The 14,396-nt window shown below is 70.4% G+C and carries 13 protein-coding genes; 8 read left to right on the top strand and 5 right to left on the bottom strand.

Annotation, left to right across the window (positions count from 1 at the left end; genetic code table 11):
- Positions 1-111: 111 nt before the first annotated feature.
- The 3 genes from gltX to ACFYR0_RS30305 form a co-directional block, all read right to left on the bottom strand.
- A complete protein-coding gene (gltX, locus tag ACFYR0_RS30315; protein ID WP_389335071.1) occupies positions 112-1,596 on the bottom strand; it encodes a glutamate--tRNA ligase in 1,485 nt (494 codons plus the stop codon).
- Positions 1,589-2,365, bottom strand: a complete 777-nt coding sequence (locus ACFYR0_RS30310; RefSeq protein ID WP_386378093.1) for a fumarylacetoacetate hydrolase family protein — start codon at positions 2,363-2,365, stop codon at positions 1,589-1,591. Before ACFYR0_RS30310 ends, gltX begins: the two co-directional genes overlap by 8 nt.
- Positions 2,366-2,552: 187 nt before the next feature.
- Complete coding sequence (locus tag ACFYR0_RS30305) at positions 2,553-2,729, bottom strand: hypothetical protein (RefSeq protein WP_389335068.1); 177 nt, start codon at positions 2,727-2,729, stop codon at positions 2,553-2,555.
- 560 nt (positions 2,730-3,289) lie between these two features.
- Between ACFYR0_RS30305 and ACFYR0_RS30300 the strand changes: the two genes are divergently transcribed.
- The 8 genes from ACFYR0_RS30300 (at position 3,290) to ACFYR0_RS30265 (ending at position 13,694) form a co-directional block, all read left to right on the top strand.
- Complete coding sequence (locus ACFYR0_RS30300) at positions 3,290-6,895, top strand: nitrate- and nitrite sensing domain-containing protein (protein WP_389335065.1); 3,606 nt, start codon at positions 3,290-3,292, stop codon at positions 6,893-6,895.
- 9 nt (positions 6,896-6,904) lie between these two features.
- Positions 6,905-7,318 carry a roadblock/LC7 domain-containing protein gene (locus ACFYR0_RS30295; protein WP_003993189.1) on the top strand — a complete coding sequence of 138 codons (414 nt, stop codon included), beginning with the start codon at positions 6,905-6,907 and terminating at the stop codon, positions 7,316-7,318.
- 114 nt (positions 7,319-7,432) lie between these two features.
- A complete protein-coding gene (locus ACFYR0_RS30290) occupies positions 7,433-7,831 on the top strand; it encodes a DUF742 domain-containing protein (RefSeq protein ID WP_356692418.1) in 399 nt (132 codons plus the stop codon).
- Entirely contained in the window at positions 7,812-8,402 is a 591-nt protein-coding gene (locus tag ACFYR0_RS30285; RefSeq protein ID WP_386378097.1) for an ATP/GTP-binding protein, read from the top strand. The genes ACFYR0_RS30290 and ACFYR0_RS30285 overlap by 20 nt, the downstream gene beginning before the upstream one ends.
- Before the next feature lie 375 nt (positions 8,403-8,777).
- Complete coding sequence (locus tag ACFYR0_RS30280; RefSeq protein ID WP_389335060.1) at positions 8,778-12,047, top strand: nitrate- and nitrite sensing domain-containing protein; 3,270 nt, start codon at positions 8,778-8,780, stop codon at positions 12,045-12,047.
- Positions 12,048-12,057: 10 nt separating this feature from the next.
- On the top strand, positions 12,058-12,471 hold the full coding sequence (locus ACFYR0_RS30275) for a roadblock/LC7 domain-containing protein (protein WP_004983065.1): 414 nt from the start codon (positions 12,058-12,060) through the stop codon (positions 12,469-12,471).
- Positions 12,472-12,565: 94 nt separating this feature from the next.
- Positions 12,566-13,132, top strand: coding sequence for a DUF742 domain-containing protein (locus tag ACFYR0_RS30270; RefSeq protein ID WP_386378100.1), 567 nt, complete (start codon positions 12,566-12,568; stop codon positions 13,130-13,132).
- Positions 13,113-13,694 carry an ATP/GTP-binding protein gene (locus tag ACFYR0_RS30265; RefSeq protein ID WP_386378101.1) on the top strand — a complete coding sequence of 194 codons (582 nt, stop codon included), beginning with the start codon at positions 13,113-13,115 and terminating at the stop codon, positions 13,692-13,694. Before ACFYR0_RS30270 ends, ACFYR0_RS30265 begins: the two co-directional genes overlap by 20 nt.
- Before the next feature lie 282 nt (positions 13,695-13,976).
- Here the strand turns inward: ACFYR0_RS30265 and ACFYR0_RS30260 are convergent, their stop codons facing one another.
- Both ACFYR0_RS30260 and ACFYR0_RS30255 read right to left on the bottom strand, forming a co-directional pair.
- Positions 13,977-14,168 carry an acyl-CoA carboxylase subunit epsilon gene (locus ACFYR0_RS30260; protein ID WP_386378102.1) on the bottom strand — a complete coding sequence of 64 codons (192 nt, stop codon included), beginning with the start codon at positions 14,166-14,168 and terminating at the stop codon, positions 13,977-13,979.
- 57 nt (positions 14,169-14,225) lie between these two features.
- The coding region (locus tag ACFYR0_RS30255) for a carboxyl transferase domain-containing protein (protein WP_389335307.1) at positions 14,226-14,396 on the bottom strand (171 nt) is incomplete at its 5' end.

The raw sequence follows: 14,396 nt of genomic DNA, 5'->3' as shown, positions 1-14,396 counted from the left end.
GGAGATCCACGGCCCGAGCGGCCGCCTCACCGCGGGGGCCGGTGGCCGGCGGTCCGGTACGCGCGAGGGGGCGGTACCGGCATCCCGGTACCGCCCCCTCGCAGCGTTCGACTAAGCGGCCAGCTTCGCCAGCGCCGCGTCGACGCGGGCCAGCGTCGTCTCCTTGCCCAGCACCTCGAGGGACTCGAAGAGCGGCAGGCCGACGGTGCGGCCGGTCACGGCGACCCGGACCGGGGCCTGGGCCTTGCCGAGCTTGAGGCCGTGGGCCTCGCCGGCGGCCAGGACGGCCTCCTTGAGGGACTCCGCCGAGGTCCAGTCGGCGGACTCCAGCTTCTCGCGGGCCGTGCGCAGCAGGGCGTCGCTGCCCTCCTTCATCGCCTTCGTCCAGCTCGCCTCGTCGAAGACCGGCTCGGCGAGGAAGAGGAAGTCGACGTTGTCGGTGATCTCCGACAGGACCTTCAGACGGGTCTGCGCGTGCGGGGCGATCGCCTGCCACTTGGACTCGTCGAAGTCCTCCGGGGCCCAGGGGGCGAAGGGGGCCGTGAGCCAGGGCGCGCAGCGCTCGGTGAAGTCCTTCACATCGAGCATGCGGATGTGGTCCCCGTTGATCGACTCGCACTTCTTGAGGTCGAAGCGGGCCGGGTTGGGGTTCACGTCCTTGATGTCGAAGGCCGCGACCATCTCCTCGATCGAGAAGATGTCCTGGTCGGCCGAGAGCGACCAGCCGAGCAGGGAGAGGTAGTTGAGCAGGCCCTCGGGCAGGAAACCCTGCTCGCGGTAGAGGTTCAGCGAGGCCTGCGGGTCGCGCTTGGAGAGCTTCTTGTTGCCCTCGCCCATCACGTACGGCAGGTGGCCGAAGGCCGGGACGGTCTTGGCGACGCCCAGCTCGGTCAGCGCCTTGTACAGGGCGATCTGGCGCGGGGTGGAGGAGAGCAGGTCCTCGCCGCGCAGGACGTGGGTGATCTCCATCAGGGCGTCGTCGACCGGGTTGACCAGCGTGTACAGCGGGGCGCCGTTCGCGCGGACGATGCCGTAGTCCGGGACGTTCTCCGGGGTGAAGGTGAGCTCGCCGCGGACCAGGTCGTCGAAGGTGATCGTCTCGTCGGGCATCCGGAAGCGGACGATGGGGGCGCGGCCCTCGGCCTCGTACTGCGCGACCTGCTCGGCGCTCAGCTCGCGGCAGTGGCCGTCGTAGCCGGAGGGCCTGCCGGCGGCGCGGGCGGCGTCGCGGCGCTCGTCCAGCTCGTCCTGGGAGCAGTAGCAGCGGTAGGCGCGGCCGGCGTCCAGGAGCTTCCGCGCGACGTCCTGGTAGATGTCCATGCGCTGCGACTGACGGTAGGGCGCGTGCGGGCCGCCGACCTCGGGGCCCTCGTCCCAGTCGAAGCCCAGCCAGCGCATCGCGTCGAGCAGCTGGTTGTAGGACTCCTCGGAGTCACGGGCCGCGTCGGTGTCCTCGATGCGGAAGACGAGCGTGCCCTGGTGGTGGCGCGCGAACGCCCAGTTGAACAGGGCGGTGCGGACCAGGCCCACATGCGGGTTACCGGTGGGCGAGGGGCAGAAACGGACGCGTACTGGGGAGCCGGATGCGCTAGCCACGCTTGACAACCTTGTTGGTGAGAGTGCCGATGCCTTCGATGGTGACGGCGACCTCGTCGCCGACAGCCAGGGGGCCGACCCCTGCCGGGGTGCCCGTGAGGATGACGTCGCCGGGCAGCAGCGTCATGGCCTCGGTGATGTTGACGATCAGGTCCTCGACCGAGTGGATCATCTCGCTGGTGCGGCCGAGCTGGCGCTGCTGGCCGTCGACCGTGAGCTGGATGGTGAGGTCGGCCGGGTCGAGGTCGGTCTCCACCCAGGGGCCGAGCGGGCAGGCGGTGTCGAAGCCCTTGGCCCGCGCCCATTGCTTCTCGCGCTTCTGCACGTCACGGGCGGTGACGTCGTTGGCGCAGGTGTAGCCGAAGATCACGTCCTTGACGCGCTCGCGCGGGACCTCGCGGCACATGCGGCCGATGACGACGGCGAGCTCGGCCTCGTGCTGGAGGTCCTCGGAGAAGGACGGGTACTGGATGGCGTCACCGGGGCCGATCACGGAGGTGGCGGGCTTGAAGAAGGCGAACGGGGCGTCCGGCACCTCGTTGCCCAGTTCACGCGCGTGCTCCGCGTAGTTGCGGCCGAAGGCCACGACCTTGTTGGGGAGCACCGGCGGCAGCAGCCGGACCTTGCTCAGCGGCACCTTCGTGCCGGAGAGCTCGAAGTCCGCGAACGGGATGCCCTTGATGATGTCGAGGACGAGCTCGTCCTGCTTCTCGCCCTCGACCGCGCCGAAGGCGACGTTCCCGTCGATGGAGAACCTGGCGATGCGCACGGGTTGCTTGGCCCCTATGACTCGAGCTGGATCTGACGTTCCAGGCTAACGCGGCAGGCGGCGACGGCCGTGCGTAATACACGGCGACGGTCCGTGCGTAATACACGAGGCGCCGCGTCATGCACGAGGGCGCCGCGGACCGGGCGGGTCCGCGGCGCCCTCGAACGATCTGTGGGCCGCGTGCGTACTACTCTGCGGTGGTGCCGACGGCGACCGGCAGGTCCATGAGGACCGTGCGCCGGGGGTTGGCGGTCGCGGTGGGAAGGTCGACCGAGTGCTCCGGCAGCTCCGGGGTGAACAGTTCGCCGGTGTCCTTCAGGTGGGCCAGCGTCGTGCGCCGCGGGTTGGCGGTGTTGCGGAACATGGTCTCGTCTCCACGGGGGGTCGCTTGTCAGATGGTTGCCTCTTGTAAAGCGTCAGGCTAAACATCCGATTCCCTGCGCAACGCGGGAAGACCCCGTGATCACCGTGTGAGTTTGCTCACGAATCGAGACCCAAACCGGTCAATTCAGGCCCGAGCCTGACGCCGACCAACTGGACATATCACCCCTGAACCCGCCATTCCGCTCCTGATCATGGCGACTGGGACACGGGACCCACCTCAGCGGAAAGTGCAGGTATGCCCGTTATCTGGGCGCTGTAGGCGTACGGCATGTGACACGCCACTCACATAGTGTCACGGAGGTCACAGCCTGACCAACGGGCCTTGTTGGAGATCCTGCACTGTGCTGGAATTCCACGGACCGCCGCGGGATCGAGCCGGCGCGCAAGGGCGCACACCAGCGCCGAGTGGCGGCCAGAAGGGGGAAGCCAGCGCCGGTCTTTCACGACCATCCGGGGACGTATTTCAGGGCGACCCCAACGATGCCGACACCGTTTTTCCGTTCACCCGGGAGAACGCCTGGTCCAGAGGTTGCGACGCTAGTGCAGGGACGTTTCAAGAGGGATGGCAGCGCTTCGGCGGAGCCGGAGCCGCATGGCGGGACGGGCCCCAAGGCCGTCAGCTCCTCGCCCCAGCACGCCCAGAACCAGGGCTCGCCCCAGCCCGACGCGGCCGACCGCGGCGGGCGTTCAGGCGCATCGGCGGCCTCGGCCGCGCCCGCTCCGACCGCGAAGGCGCCGACCGGCCCGACCGGTCCCGGCCCCCGAATAGCGATGCGCAACTGGCGCATCTCCACCCGACTGGTGTCGCTGCTGGCACTCCCCGTGGTCGCCGCGACCACGCTGGGCGCGCTGCGCATCAACCAGTCGATGGAAGACATGCAGCAGCTCGACAACATGCGGCTGCTGACGGAGATGACCAAGCAGGCCACCGAGCTGGCCGCCGCGCTCCAGGAGGAGCGCGACAGGTCGGCCGGCCCGCTGGCCCACAACTCCACGGCCAACGACCTGTCGATCAAGGGCTTCCGGACCAAGACGGACCGGGCCATGACCAACTTCGTCGACGCCTCGGAGAAGATCGACGCCGCCGCCAAGGACGGCAACCTCCAGGGTGTGCGCGACACCCTCGTCGGCCTCGTCGGCGAGCTGGGCAACGTCGCCAAGACCCGCGCCAAGGCGTACGAGACCGAGGACAACTCCACCCAGACGGTGGAGGCCTACCACCGCCTGATCACCCACCTGCTCGACCTCTCCCAGGACATGGCGGAGGCCACCAGCAACTCGGAGATGATCAAGCGGACGCGTGCCCTGGCGGCCTTCTCCTCCGCCAAGGAGTACGCGTCGATCCAGCGGGCCGTGCTGGCCGCCGCCCTCCCCGCCAACACCAAGAGCAGCGGTGACCTCTCCGAGAACGACCGCCTCTACGCCCAGTCGGCGCTGGAGAGCGAGGAGTCCGAGCTCGCGAGCTTCCGCAGCATCTACGGCGACGAGAGCGCGGCCGAGCTGCTGAAGCCGATCGAAGAGGGCAACGCGACCATCAAGGACGCCGACGTCTACGCCGGCCGTGCCTTCGACTCGGCCGACGGCCTCGGAGATCTGGAGCGCCGCTCCTACCTGGACTGGGTGGACGACGCGTCCACCAAGATCCAGCAGATGCGCAAGATCGAGACCACGCTGCTCGACGACATGGAGCAGAAGGCCCGTGAGCTGCGCAGCGAGTCCGAGCGCGAGGCGATCATCTCCGGTGCGCTCATCCTGCTCGTGCTCGGTGTGTCCCTCGTCGGCGCGTTCGTCGTCGCCCGCTCCATGATCCGCTCGCTGCGCCGCCTCCAGGAGACCGCCACCAAGGTCGCCCAGGACCGGCTGCCCGAGCTGGTCAAGCAGCTCTCCGAGTCCGACCCGCAGGACGTCGACACGTCCGTGGAGTCGGTCGGTGTGCACTCCCGGGACGAGATCGGCCAGGTGGCCGCGGCCTTCGACGACGTGCACCGCGAGGCGGTCCGCCTCGCCGCCGAGCAGGCCCTTCTGCGAGGCAACGTCAACGCGATGTTCACCAACCTCTCGCGCCGCTCCCAGGGTCTTATCCAGCGCCAGCTGTCGCTGATCTCCGAGCTGGAGTCCCGCGAGGCGGACCCGGACCAGCTGGCCTCGCTGTTCAAGCTGGACCACCTCGCCACGCGTATGCGCCGTAACGGTGAGAACCTCCTCGTCCTCGCGGGTGAGGAGCCCGGCCGTCGCTGGACCCGCCCGGTCCCGCTGGTCGACGTCCTCCGCGCCGCCGCGTCCGAGGTGGAGCAGTACGAGCGCATCGAACTGGCCGCGGTGCCGACCACGCAGGTCGCCGGCCGCGTCGTCAACGACCTCGTGCACCTGCTCGCCGAGCTGCTGGAGAACGCCACCTCGTTCTCCTCCCCGCAGACCAAGGTCAAGGTCACCGGTCACGCCCTGCCCGACGGCCGGGTACTGATCGAGATCCACGACACCGGTATCGGTCTCTCCCCGGAGGACCTCGCGGCGATCAACGAGCGGCTCGCCTCTCCCCCGACGGTGGACGTCTCCGTCTCCCGCCGCATGGGTCTGTTCGTGGTCGGTCGTCTGTCGCAGCGTCACGGCATCCGTATCCAGCTGCGTCCGTCCGACTCCGGTGGCACGACCGCGCTGGTCATGCTGCCCGTCGATGTCGCCCAGGGCGGCAAGAAGCCTCAGCCGAAGCCCGGCCAGGGTGCCGTCGGCGGTCCGGCCGCGGCTCAGGCCGCCGCCGGTGCGGCCGCGGCCCGGCGCCAGAACGGCGGTGCCGTCGGTGCCGGTGCCCCCGCCGCGGGCGGTCTGCTCGGCGGCCAGGGTCCGCGCGCCGCGCTGCCCGGCCGTGACGGTGCCCGCCCGGGTGCGCAGTCCGGCCCGATGGGCGGCGCCGGTGCTCCGGGTGGCACCCGTGCCCCGCAGACGTCCGCCAACCCGCAGGGTCCCGGCGGCCAGCAGCAGTCGCAGGGCGGCCGTCAGGGCCGTCCCGCCCCGGCCGGAGCGGGGGCCGGCTTCGGCCAGGCGCCCGCCGCTCCGCAGAACCTCCAGTCCACCGGCGCGGGTCAGGGCCAGGGCCAGGACGCCTTCGGCGCCAACCGCGGCCCGGTTCCCCCGCAGCGCGGCAACGCGGGCGCCGAGCAGGGCGGCGGCCCCCGTGGCCGCCGGGCCCAGCTGCCGCCGCGCGGCGGAGCGCGGGCCGAGCTGCCCGGCGGTCCGCAGCAGCCGCAGCGCTCCGGCTGGACCGACGAGTCCGCGCAGCAGGTCTCGCGCGCCTCGATGGACGCCCCGCGCGGTCACGAGGAGCCCGATGCCGCCGCGACGGGCCGGCTGCCCCGCGTCGACGCCACCGCCGAGATGCCGGCGATCCCGCGGGCCGACGAGCGCCAGGGCCTGCCCCCGGCGCCCGCCGACTACGGCCGCCCGCAGGACACCGGCCAGTTCGCCCGCCAGGACTACGGCCAGCAGCAGGGCTACGGCAACAGCGGCACGGGCCAGTTCGCCGCCCCGCAGGGCTACCAGAACGGCTCCACCGGCCAGTTCCCGGCCGTCCAGGGCTACGACAACGGCTCCACGGGTCAGTTCGAGCGGCCGCAGCAGCAGGGCGGCGCCGACTACGGCCGCCCGGCCACGCCGCCGCGCCCGCAGCAGCGGCCCGCCCGCCAGGAGCCGGAGGCGCTGCCGCCGGCCCCGTCCGCGGGCGACGGCCGTACCCCGCTGTACGACACGCTGGAGACCAACTGGTTCCGTCAGGAGCGCCAGGGGGAGGCGGGTCCGGCTCCGGCCGCGCCGCCGCAGCAGCCGCAGGCCGCTCCCGCACCTCAGCGTCCCGCCGCCGACACCTGGCGCAGCTCGCCGAACGACGACCTCGTCCGGCAGGCCGAGCGCGTCCGGCAGCCGGCCGCGGGCGGCATCACCACGTCCGGCCTTCCGCGCCGGGTGCCCCGGGCGAACCTCGTCCCGGGTACGGCTCAGCAGCAGGAGCACCACACCGGTCCGCAGATCTCGCGTGCGCCTGACGACGTGCGCGGACGGCTGACCAATCTCCGTCGGGGCATCGCCCAGGGCCGTCAGGCCGGCAACGGCCAGACCGGCAGCTTCCCCAGCCCCACTCACCAGCAGGAGCGTTAGTTGAGCCAGATGAGCCAGGCGGCACAGAACCTCAACTGGTTGATCACCAACTTCGTGGACAACACCCCCGGTGTGTCCCACACGGTCGTGGTGTCCGCCGACGGCCTCCTCCTGGCCATGTCGGAGGGGTTCCCCCGCGACCGCGCCGACCAGTTGGCCGCCGTCGCGTCCGGCCTCACCTCGCTGACGGCCGGGGCCTCCCGGATCTTCGAGGGCGGCAGCGTGGCACAGACCGTGGTCGAGATGGAACGAGGGTTCCTCTTCCTCATGTCCGTCTCGGACGGCTCGTCGCTCGCCGTGCTCGCGCACCCCGAGTGCGACATCGGTCTGGTCGGCTACGAGATGGCGCTCCTCGTCGATCGCGCGGGTGCGGTGCTCACGCCCGACCTGCGCGCCGAACTCCAGGGAAGTCTGCTCCACTGACCCGCCCGGGATCCACCCGCCTCACCAAATCACCGTTCGGCCGACACAATCCCCCCACCGGCCCTGCTCAGACGGCACGACCGACCGAGACTTGCTGTCCCGCCCGGAGGATTCATGACCCCGCCCACCGCCTCTCATGATCCGTACGCAGATGATCCGTACGGGGACGAGGGCGACCAGCCGCTGGTCCGGCCGTACGCCATGACCGGCGGCCGGACCCGGCCGCGCTACCAGCTCGCCATCGAGGCGCTGATCAGCACCACGGCCGACCCGGCTGCGCTCATGGGGCTCCTGCCGGAGCACCAGCGCATCTGCCATCTGTGCCGTGAGGTGAAGTCGGTCGCGGAGGTCTCCGCCCTGCTGTCCATGCCGCTCGGCGTGGCGCGGATCCTCGTGGCCGACCTCGCCGAGGCCGGCCTCGTGGCCATTCACCAGCCGGGCGGCGACGAAGCCACCGGCGCGCCTGACGTGACACTGCTCGAAAGGGTGCTCAGTGGACTTCGCAAGCTCTAGCGCCGGGCCGGTCTCCACCGGACGGTCCACCACCTCCGCGAAGATCGTGGTGGCGGGCGGCTTCGGCGTGGGCAAGACCACGTTCGTCGGCGCCGTCTCGGAGATCAACCCGCTGCGCACCGAGGCCGTCATGACGTCCGCGTCCGCGGGCATCGACGACCTCACCCACACCGGGGACAAGACGACCACCACGGTCGCCATGGACTTCGGCCGCATCACCCTGGACCAGGACCTGATCCTGTACCTCTTCGGTACCCCCGGACAGGACCGCTTCTGGTTCATGTGGGACGACCTCGTACGCGGCGCCATCGGCGCCGTCGTCCTCGTCGACACCCGACGCCTCGCCGACTGCTTCCCCGCCGTCGACTACTTCGAGAACAGCGGACTGCCCTTCGTCGTCGCCCTCAACGGCTTCGACGGACACCAGCCCTACAACCCCGAAGAAGTCCGCGAAGCCCTCCAGATCGGCCCGGACACCCCCATCATCACCACCGACGCCCGGCACCGCGCGGACGCCAAGTCCGCACTGATCACGCTGGTCGAGCACGCCCTCATGGCACGCCTGAGGTAGATCAATTCTGAAGTGCCGCACGGCAGTTGCCGTAGACGTTCCGGAGCCGGCTGTGGCCTTTGACACGGCCGGCTCGGGTGTTCATAACGTTTCGGCAGAGGAATCGGGTGGTACCGACACGCGTCGCGGTCGGGCCGTCTCGCTGTGCGCACGAAAGCCCCGCCTTTTGGCGGGGCTCGCTCTTTTTGACCGTTTTATCTAGGGCTTACAAGATCGGGATCCGCCCTGTTCCCATGTTTGGCCCAGCGCTGGTTGACGTGCTGGAATGCCTGAACTGCCCAATAGTCAAAGTCGTACTTCACAGACGACGGAGATCAGGGCTCTGAGACACTGCGGCACAACGTTGGTGCCGACCGCCGGAAGGTTGTTGGTCGAGTGAGGCGAAGCAAGAACGGTCCCGAGCCGCCCGCCCGGGGCAACTTCACCCCGCCCCCGCGCGGAGCGGCGCCCGTCCCTGTGCCCGGTTCGGAGCCCGTCGCGGCCCCCGCCGAGGGCAGCGGCGGCCGGCTCTCCCCGCGGAACTGGCGGGTGCCGACCCGGCTGAACGCGATCCTGCTCATACCCGTGCTGGTCGGCCTCGTCATGGGCGGCTTCCAGGTGAAGAGCTCGATCGACACCTGGCAGTCCGCCGAGGACGCCGAGAAGGTCGCCCTCCTGGTGCGCGCCGCCGACGAGTACGGCCAGGCCCTGCTCGACGAGCGTGACCTGAGCGCCCCCGACCTGCTCGGCGGCCAGGGCACCACGGACGAGGTCGAGCAGCTGCGAGCCGCCACCGACGCGGCCAAGGGCACGTTCGACGAGGTCGCGAAGGACATGCCGGACACGGCGTCCCTCCAGCGCCGTATGGAGCTGTTCCGCTCCAACGAGAGCAAGCTCGACGCGCTGCGCAAGGCCGCCTACACCACGGCCATGGACCCGGTGAAGACCGAGGAGGGCTACGTCGCCGTCCAGCACGGTCTGATGGAGTTCGCCAACGAGCTGAGCCTGAGCTCCGGCAACGTGACCAGCTACGGCCGTACCGTGTACGCCGTCTCGCTGGCCAAGGCGGCCGCCTCCCTCCAGCGCGCGATCGGTACGCACCTGCTGGTGCGCCCGAGCGAGAAGGACAGCGTGGCCCAGCAGCAGCGGGTCTCCCTGGTCTCCTACCGCTACCTCGAGGGCATCGCGGTCAACGAGTTCGTCTCCGGTGCCACGGAGTCCGACGTCGAGCGTCTCGACGAGGTCATGGCCGGGCAGCGCAAGGCCGTGGGTGACAAGGGCACGGCGGTCGACGCCGGCCAGAACTCCTCCACGCAGGGCGGTGCCTACTCCGCCATGCCCGCCTCCGACCGCATGGTCGAGGGCATCGCCTCGGGTCTGTTCACCCCTGAGCAGCTCGCCGAGAAGGGCGTGACCGTCAAGGCCTGGATGGGCGCCGCCACGGCGAAGTACCAGGGCTACAACACGGTCGAGACCGAGCTCGTGGACAAGGCGGTGGACGCCGCCCAGGTGATCGCCGACGACGCCAAGCAGGACGCGTTCGTCACCGGTGGCATCACCGTGGTCGCGCTGCTCGCCGCGTTCATCCTGGCCGGCATGGTCGCCCGCCAGATGTCCCGCTCGATGCGCCAGCTGCGCAACGCCGCCTTCGGCATCGCCGAGCAGCGTCTGCCGATGCTGGTCGACCAGCTCTCGCGCACCGACCCCGGCCGGGTCGACACCCGGGTCGCACCGATCCCGATCACGTCCACGGACGAGATCGGCGAGGTCGCCCGTGCCTTCGACCAGGTCCACCGTGAGGCCGTCCGGCTCGCCGCCGAGCAGGCCCTGCTGCGGGGCAACATCAACGCGATCTTCACCAACCTCTCGCGCCGCAACCAGTCGCTGATCGAGGGCCAGCTGACCCTGATCACCGACCTCGAGAACAACGAGGCCGACCCGGACCAGCTGGAGAACCTCTTCCGCCTGGACCACCTGGCCACCCGTATGCGCCGCAACGGCGAGAACCTCCTGGTCCTCGCCGGCGAGGAGCCCGGCCGCCGCTGGGACCAGCCGGTCCCGCTGGTGGACGTGCTGCGCGCCGCCTCCTCCGAGGTGGAGCAGTACGAGCGCATCGAGCTGTCCGGCGTCCCGGAGGCCGAGATCCACGGCCGCGCGGTCACCGACCTCGTGCACCTGCTGGCCGAGCTGCTGGAGAACGCCACCACGTTCTCCTCGCCGCAGACCAAGGTCCGCGTCACCGCGACCCGTCTCCCCGACGGCCGCGTCATGATCGAGATCCACGACAAGGGCATCGGCCTCACCGCCGAGGACTTCGCGGACATCAACCACAAGCTGGCCAACCCGCCGACCGTGGACGCCGCGATCTCCCAGCGCATGGGTCTGTTCGTGGTCGGCCGGCTGTCCGACCGGCACGGTATCCGCGTCCAGCTGCGCCCCTCGGGCGAGCAGGCCGGCACCACCTCGCTGGTCATGCTGCCGGACGCGATCACGCACGGTGGCGGTGGCGAGTCCGCGATGGCGGGCGACCAGTTCACCGTCTCGCAGATCATCCCGGAGCAGCAGTTCCGCGGTGAGAGCTTCAGCCAGCAGCAGCAGCCCATGCGCACCGCCGCCGAGCTCGGCTTCGACGACAGCCGCTACGAGGTCCCGGACGACATCCGCGACCTGGACCCGGTCGGCCGTTCGCTGATGCGTGAGGAGCGTCGCGCCGAGCTGGAGGCCCGTACCCACGGGCAGCCCGGCCAGGACGGCGCCGAGGGATACGACGAGTTCACCGGCCAGCCCTACGCCGACGGCCAGGGCGGCTACCGTGAGGAGTCGGAGGCGTACGCCCAGCAGACGGCGTACGACGACCCCCAGCAGGGTGCGTACGACGACCAGTACTACGCGCCGAACGGCGGCCTGTCGCGGGACGACGGTTTCTCCTCCCCCGGCGGTTACCCCGAGCCCGGCTATGCGGAAGCCGCTCAGGCGGAGCCCGCGACCGTACCCGCCGGCACCCCGGACGGCTTCCCCGGTTACGAGGAGCAGTCCTACCAGGCAGACTGGCAGCAGCAGAGCGGCTACCAGAACGGCTACCCGGACCAGTACGCTCCACAAGCGGAATCCCCGCAGGCCGCTGACGCGGGTGAGCGTGACCGTGTAGGTTTCGACCGTCCGGATGCGGCTTCCGCCGCCGGGCGCACGATGACCGAATCCGGTCTTCCGCGTCGGGGCTCCACCCCGGGCGGGACCGACTCCGGTCTTCCGCGTCGCGGTGCCACCCCTGGTACCGATGCCGGGCTTCCGCGTCGCGGTGCCGCCTCCGGTGGCGCGAACGGCGCACGGCCCGCCGGCCGTGAGGCACCGGCGTCCACGCCGGAGCCCGACAACGGCTGGCGCTCGGCGAACGACGAGCGCTGGCAGCAGGCCTCGCAGCTCAAGAAGCCCAAGGCGGGCGGGGTCACCGCTTCCGGTCTGCCGAAGCGGGTGCCCAAGGCCAACCTGGTCGAAGGCACCGCGGAATCGACCCCGCAGGGCGGCCCACAGGTCTCCCGCGCCCCCGAGGACGTACGGGGCAGGTTGAGCAACCTGCGCCGGGGCGTCCAGCGGGGACGCAGCGCAGGCAGTGAAACGAACGGCCAGGGCCTCGGTCCTGACAGCACCTACAACCAGGAGCGTTAGTGTGAGCCCGATGAGCCAGGCGGCGCAGAACCTGAACTGGTTGATCACCAACTTCGTGGACAACACCCCCGGGGTGTCCCACACCGTGGTGGTCTCCGCCGACGGACTCCTTCTGGCGATGTCCGAAGGGTTTCCCCGCGACCGGGCCGATCAGCTCGCGGCCGTCGCCTCCGGTCTGACCTCGCTGACCGCCGGTGCCTCGCGCATCTTCGAGGGCGGCAGCGTGAACCAGACGGTTGTGGAGATGGAGCGGGGATTCCTGTTCATCATGTCCATCTCCGACGGTTCGTCGCTCGCGGTTCTCGCACACCCGGAGGCGGACATCGGTCTCATTGGGTACGAGATGGCGCTCCTGGTGGATCGCGCGGGCACGGTTCTCACACCGGATCTGCGCGCGGAACTCCAGGGAAGCCTTCTCAACTAACAGACGGACGGTGCGTTTTCGCCTCCCGAGACCGTAAGGTTTCGGGACGCGGCTCCACATGGATGGGTGCCCGGCGCAGTCGGAGGAGGAGAAAGTGGCAACACCCCCAAGCGGTTCATCGGGTAACTGGTCGTACGACCCGGCCCAGGGTCAGAACGACGGTTCCCAGAACCGGTACAACTTCCCCTCCGCGCCGGGCCACCGGCAGCCGTACGCTCCGCAGGGCCCCGGTCCTTCGCCGTACGACCAGCCCCAGGCCCCGCGCATCCAGCCGGCGCAGCCTCGACGTGCCCCCGAGCCGGCGCCCGCCGGGGCGTCGAACAACCCCCTGGTGCGTCCGTACGCCATGACGGGCGGCCGCACCAGGCCCCGGTACCAGCTCGCCATCGAGGCGCTGGTGCACACCACCGCGCAGCCGCACCAGATGCAGGGCCAGTTGCCCGAGCATCAGCGGATCTGCAACCTCTGCCGGGAGATCAAGTCCGTGGCCGAAATCTCGGCCCTGCTGACGATCCCCCTCGGCGTCGCCAGGATCCTCGTCGCCGACTTGGCGGAGGCGGGCCTGGTCGCCATTCATCAGCCCGGCGGCGCCGAGAACGCCGGTGGCCAGCCAGACGTGACACTGCTCGAAAGGGTGCTCAGTGGACTTCGCAAGCTCTAGCGGCGGTCCTTCCCGCTCCACCACCTCCGCGAAGATCGTGGTGGCGGGCGGCTTCGGCGTGGGCAAGACCACGTTCGTCGGCGCCGTCTCGGAGATCAACCCGCTGCGCACCGAGGCCGTCATGACGTCCGCGTCCGCGGGCATCGACGACCTCACCCACACCGGGGACAAGACGACCACCACGGTCGCCATGGACTTCGGCCGCATCACCCTGGACCAGGACCTGATCCTGTACCTCTTCGGTACCCCCGGACAGGACCGCTTCTGGTTCATGTGGGACGACCTCGTACGCGGCGCCATCGGCGCCGTCGTCCTCGTCGACACCCGACGCCTCGCCGACTGCTTCCCCGCCGTCGACTACTTCGAGAACAGCGGACTGCCCTTCGTCGTCGCCCTCAACGGCTTCGACGGACACCAGCCCTACAACCCCGAAGAAGTCCGCGAAGCCCTCCAGATCGGCCCGGACACCCCCATCATCACCACCGACGCCCGGCACCGCGCGGACGCCAAGTCCGCACTGATCACGCTGGTCGAGCACGCCCTCATGGCACGCCTGAGGTAGCCTCCGCCGCGGCCTGCCCCTCGACCGCGTCAGCGGACATACGGTGCGGCCACCGACCCGCCCTCGACGGTTCTCGACCGTCCTCGGCGGGTCGGTGGCCGTTCGCGCAGCTCCCCGCCGCGTCGGGTGTCGGGTGCGGGTGCGTCGTGGCTTGCCGCGCCCGCGCGGCGGAGCCGCATGTCGATACAGCCCCGCGCTCCTTGAGGGCGTTTCCCTTTAGGACGGTTATGCAGCAGGGCCCCTCTCCGTGGGGAGAGGGGCCCTGCTGTTCTGTGCTAAGGCTCAGCGCCAGCTGTGGGGGGCGCGGAAGCCGGATTCGCGCTCCAGGCGGCGCCAGCCGGCCCGGGGGCGGCCCGGGTGGGCCTGGTCGCCGGCAGGCTGGGCGGCCGCGCGGGCCAGGAGGATGGCCGTCAGTGCGGCGACTTCCTCGGGCTCGGCGTGGCCCTTCTCGACGCGGATGTCAGGGGAGTTCATAGGTCACAGTCTCCGTGAGAGAGGTTTCCGCGGGGGTACCGCGGATGATCCGCTGGGTTACTGCGGGGGGTTGCCGTGCTTGCGCGACGGCAGGTCGGCGTGCTTGCTCTGGAGCATCGCCAGGGACTTGATCAGCACCTCGCGGGTCTCGGCGGGGTCGATGACGTCGTCGACCAGGCCGCGCTCGGCGGCGTAGTACGGGTGCATCAGCTCCGCCTTGTACTCCTT

It is taken from the genome of Streptomyces sp. NPDC005017, assembly GCF_042873115.1.
In the GTDB taxonomy this organism is placed as follows: Bacteria; Actinomycetota; Actinomycetes; order Streptomycetales; family Streptomycetaceae; genus Streptomyces.
This window is presented reverse-complemented; position numbering and strand designations above follow the sequence as displayed.

What these genes read in the sequence shown, in the direction of transcription:
- ACFYR0_RS30305 (WP_389335068.1), bottom strand. Translation starts at nt 2,729, where the DNA reads ATGTTCCGCAACACCGCCAACCCGCGGCGCACGACGCTGGCCCACCTG.
- ACFYR0_RS30295 (WP_003993189.1), top strand. Translation starts at nt 6,905, where the DNA reads ATGAGCCAGGCGGCACAGAACCTCAACTGGTTGATCACCAACTTCGTG.
- ACFYR0_RS30290 (WP_356692418.1), top strand. Translation starts at nt 7,433, where the DNA reads ATGACCCCGCCCACCGCCTCTCATGATCCGTACGCAGATGATCCGTAC.
- ACFYR0_RS30275 (WP_004983065.1), top strand. Translation starts at nt 12,058, where the DNA reads ATGAGCCAGGCGGCGCAGAACCTGAACTGGTTGATCACCAACTTCGTG.
- ACFYR0_RS30260 (WP_386378102.1), bottom strand. Translation starts at nt 14,168, where the DNA reads ATGAACTCCCCTGACATCCGCGTCGAGAAGGGCCACGCCGAGCCCGAG.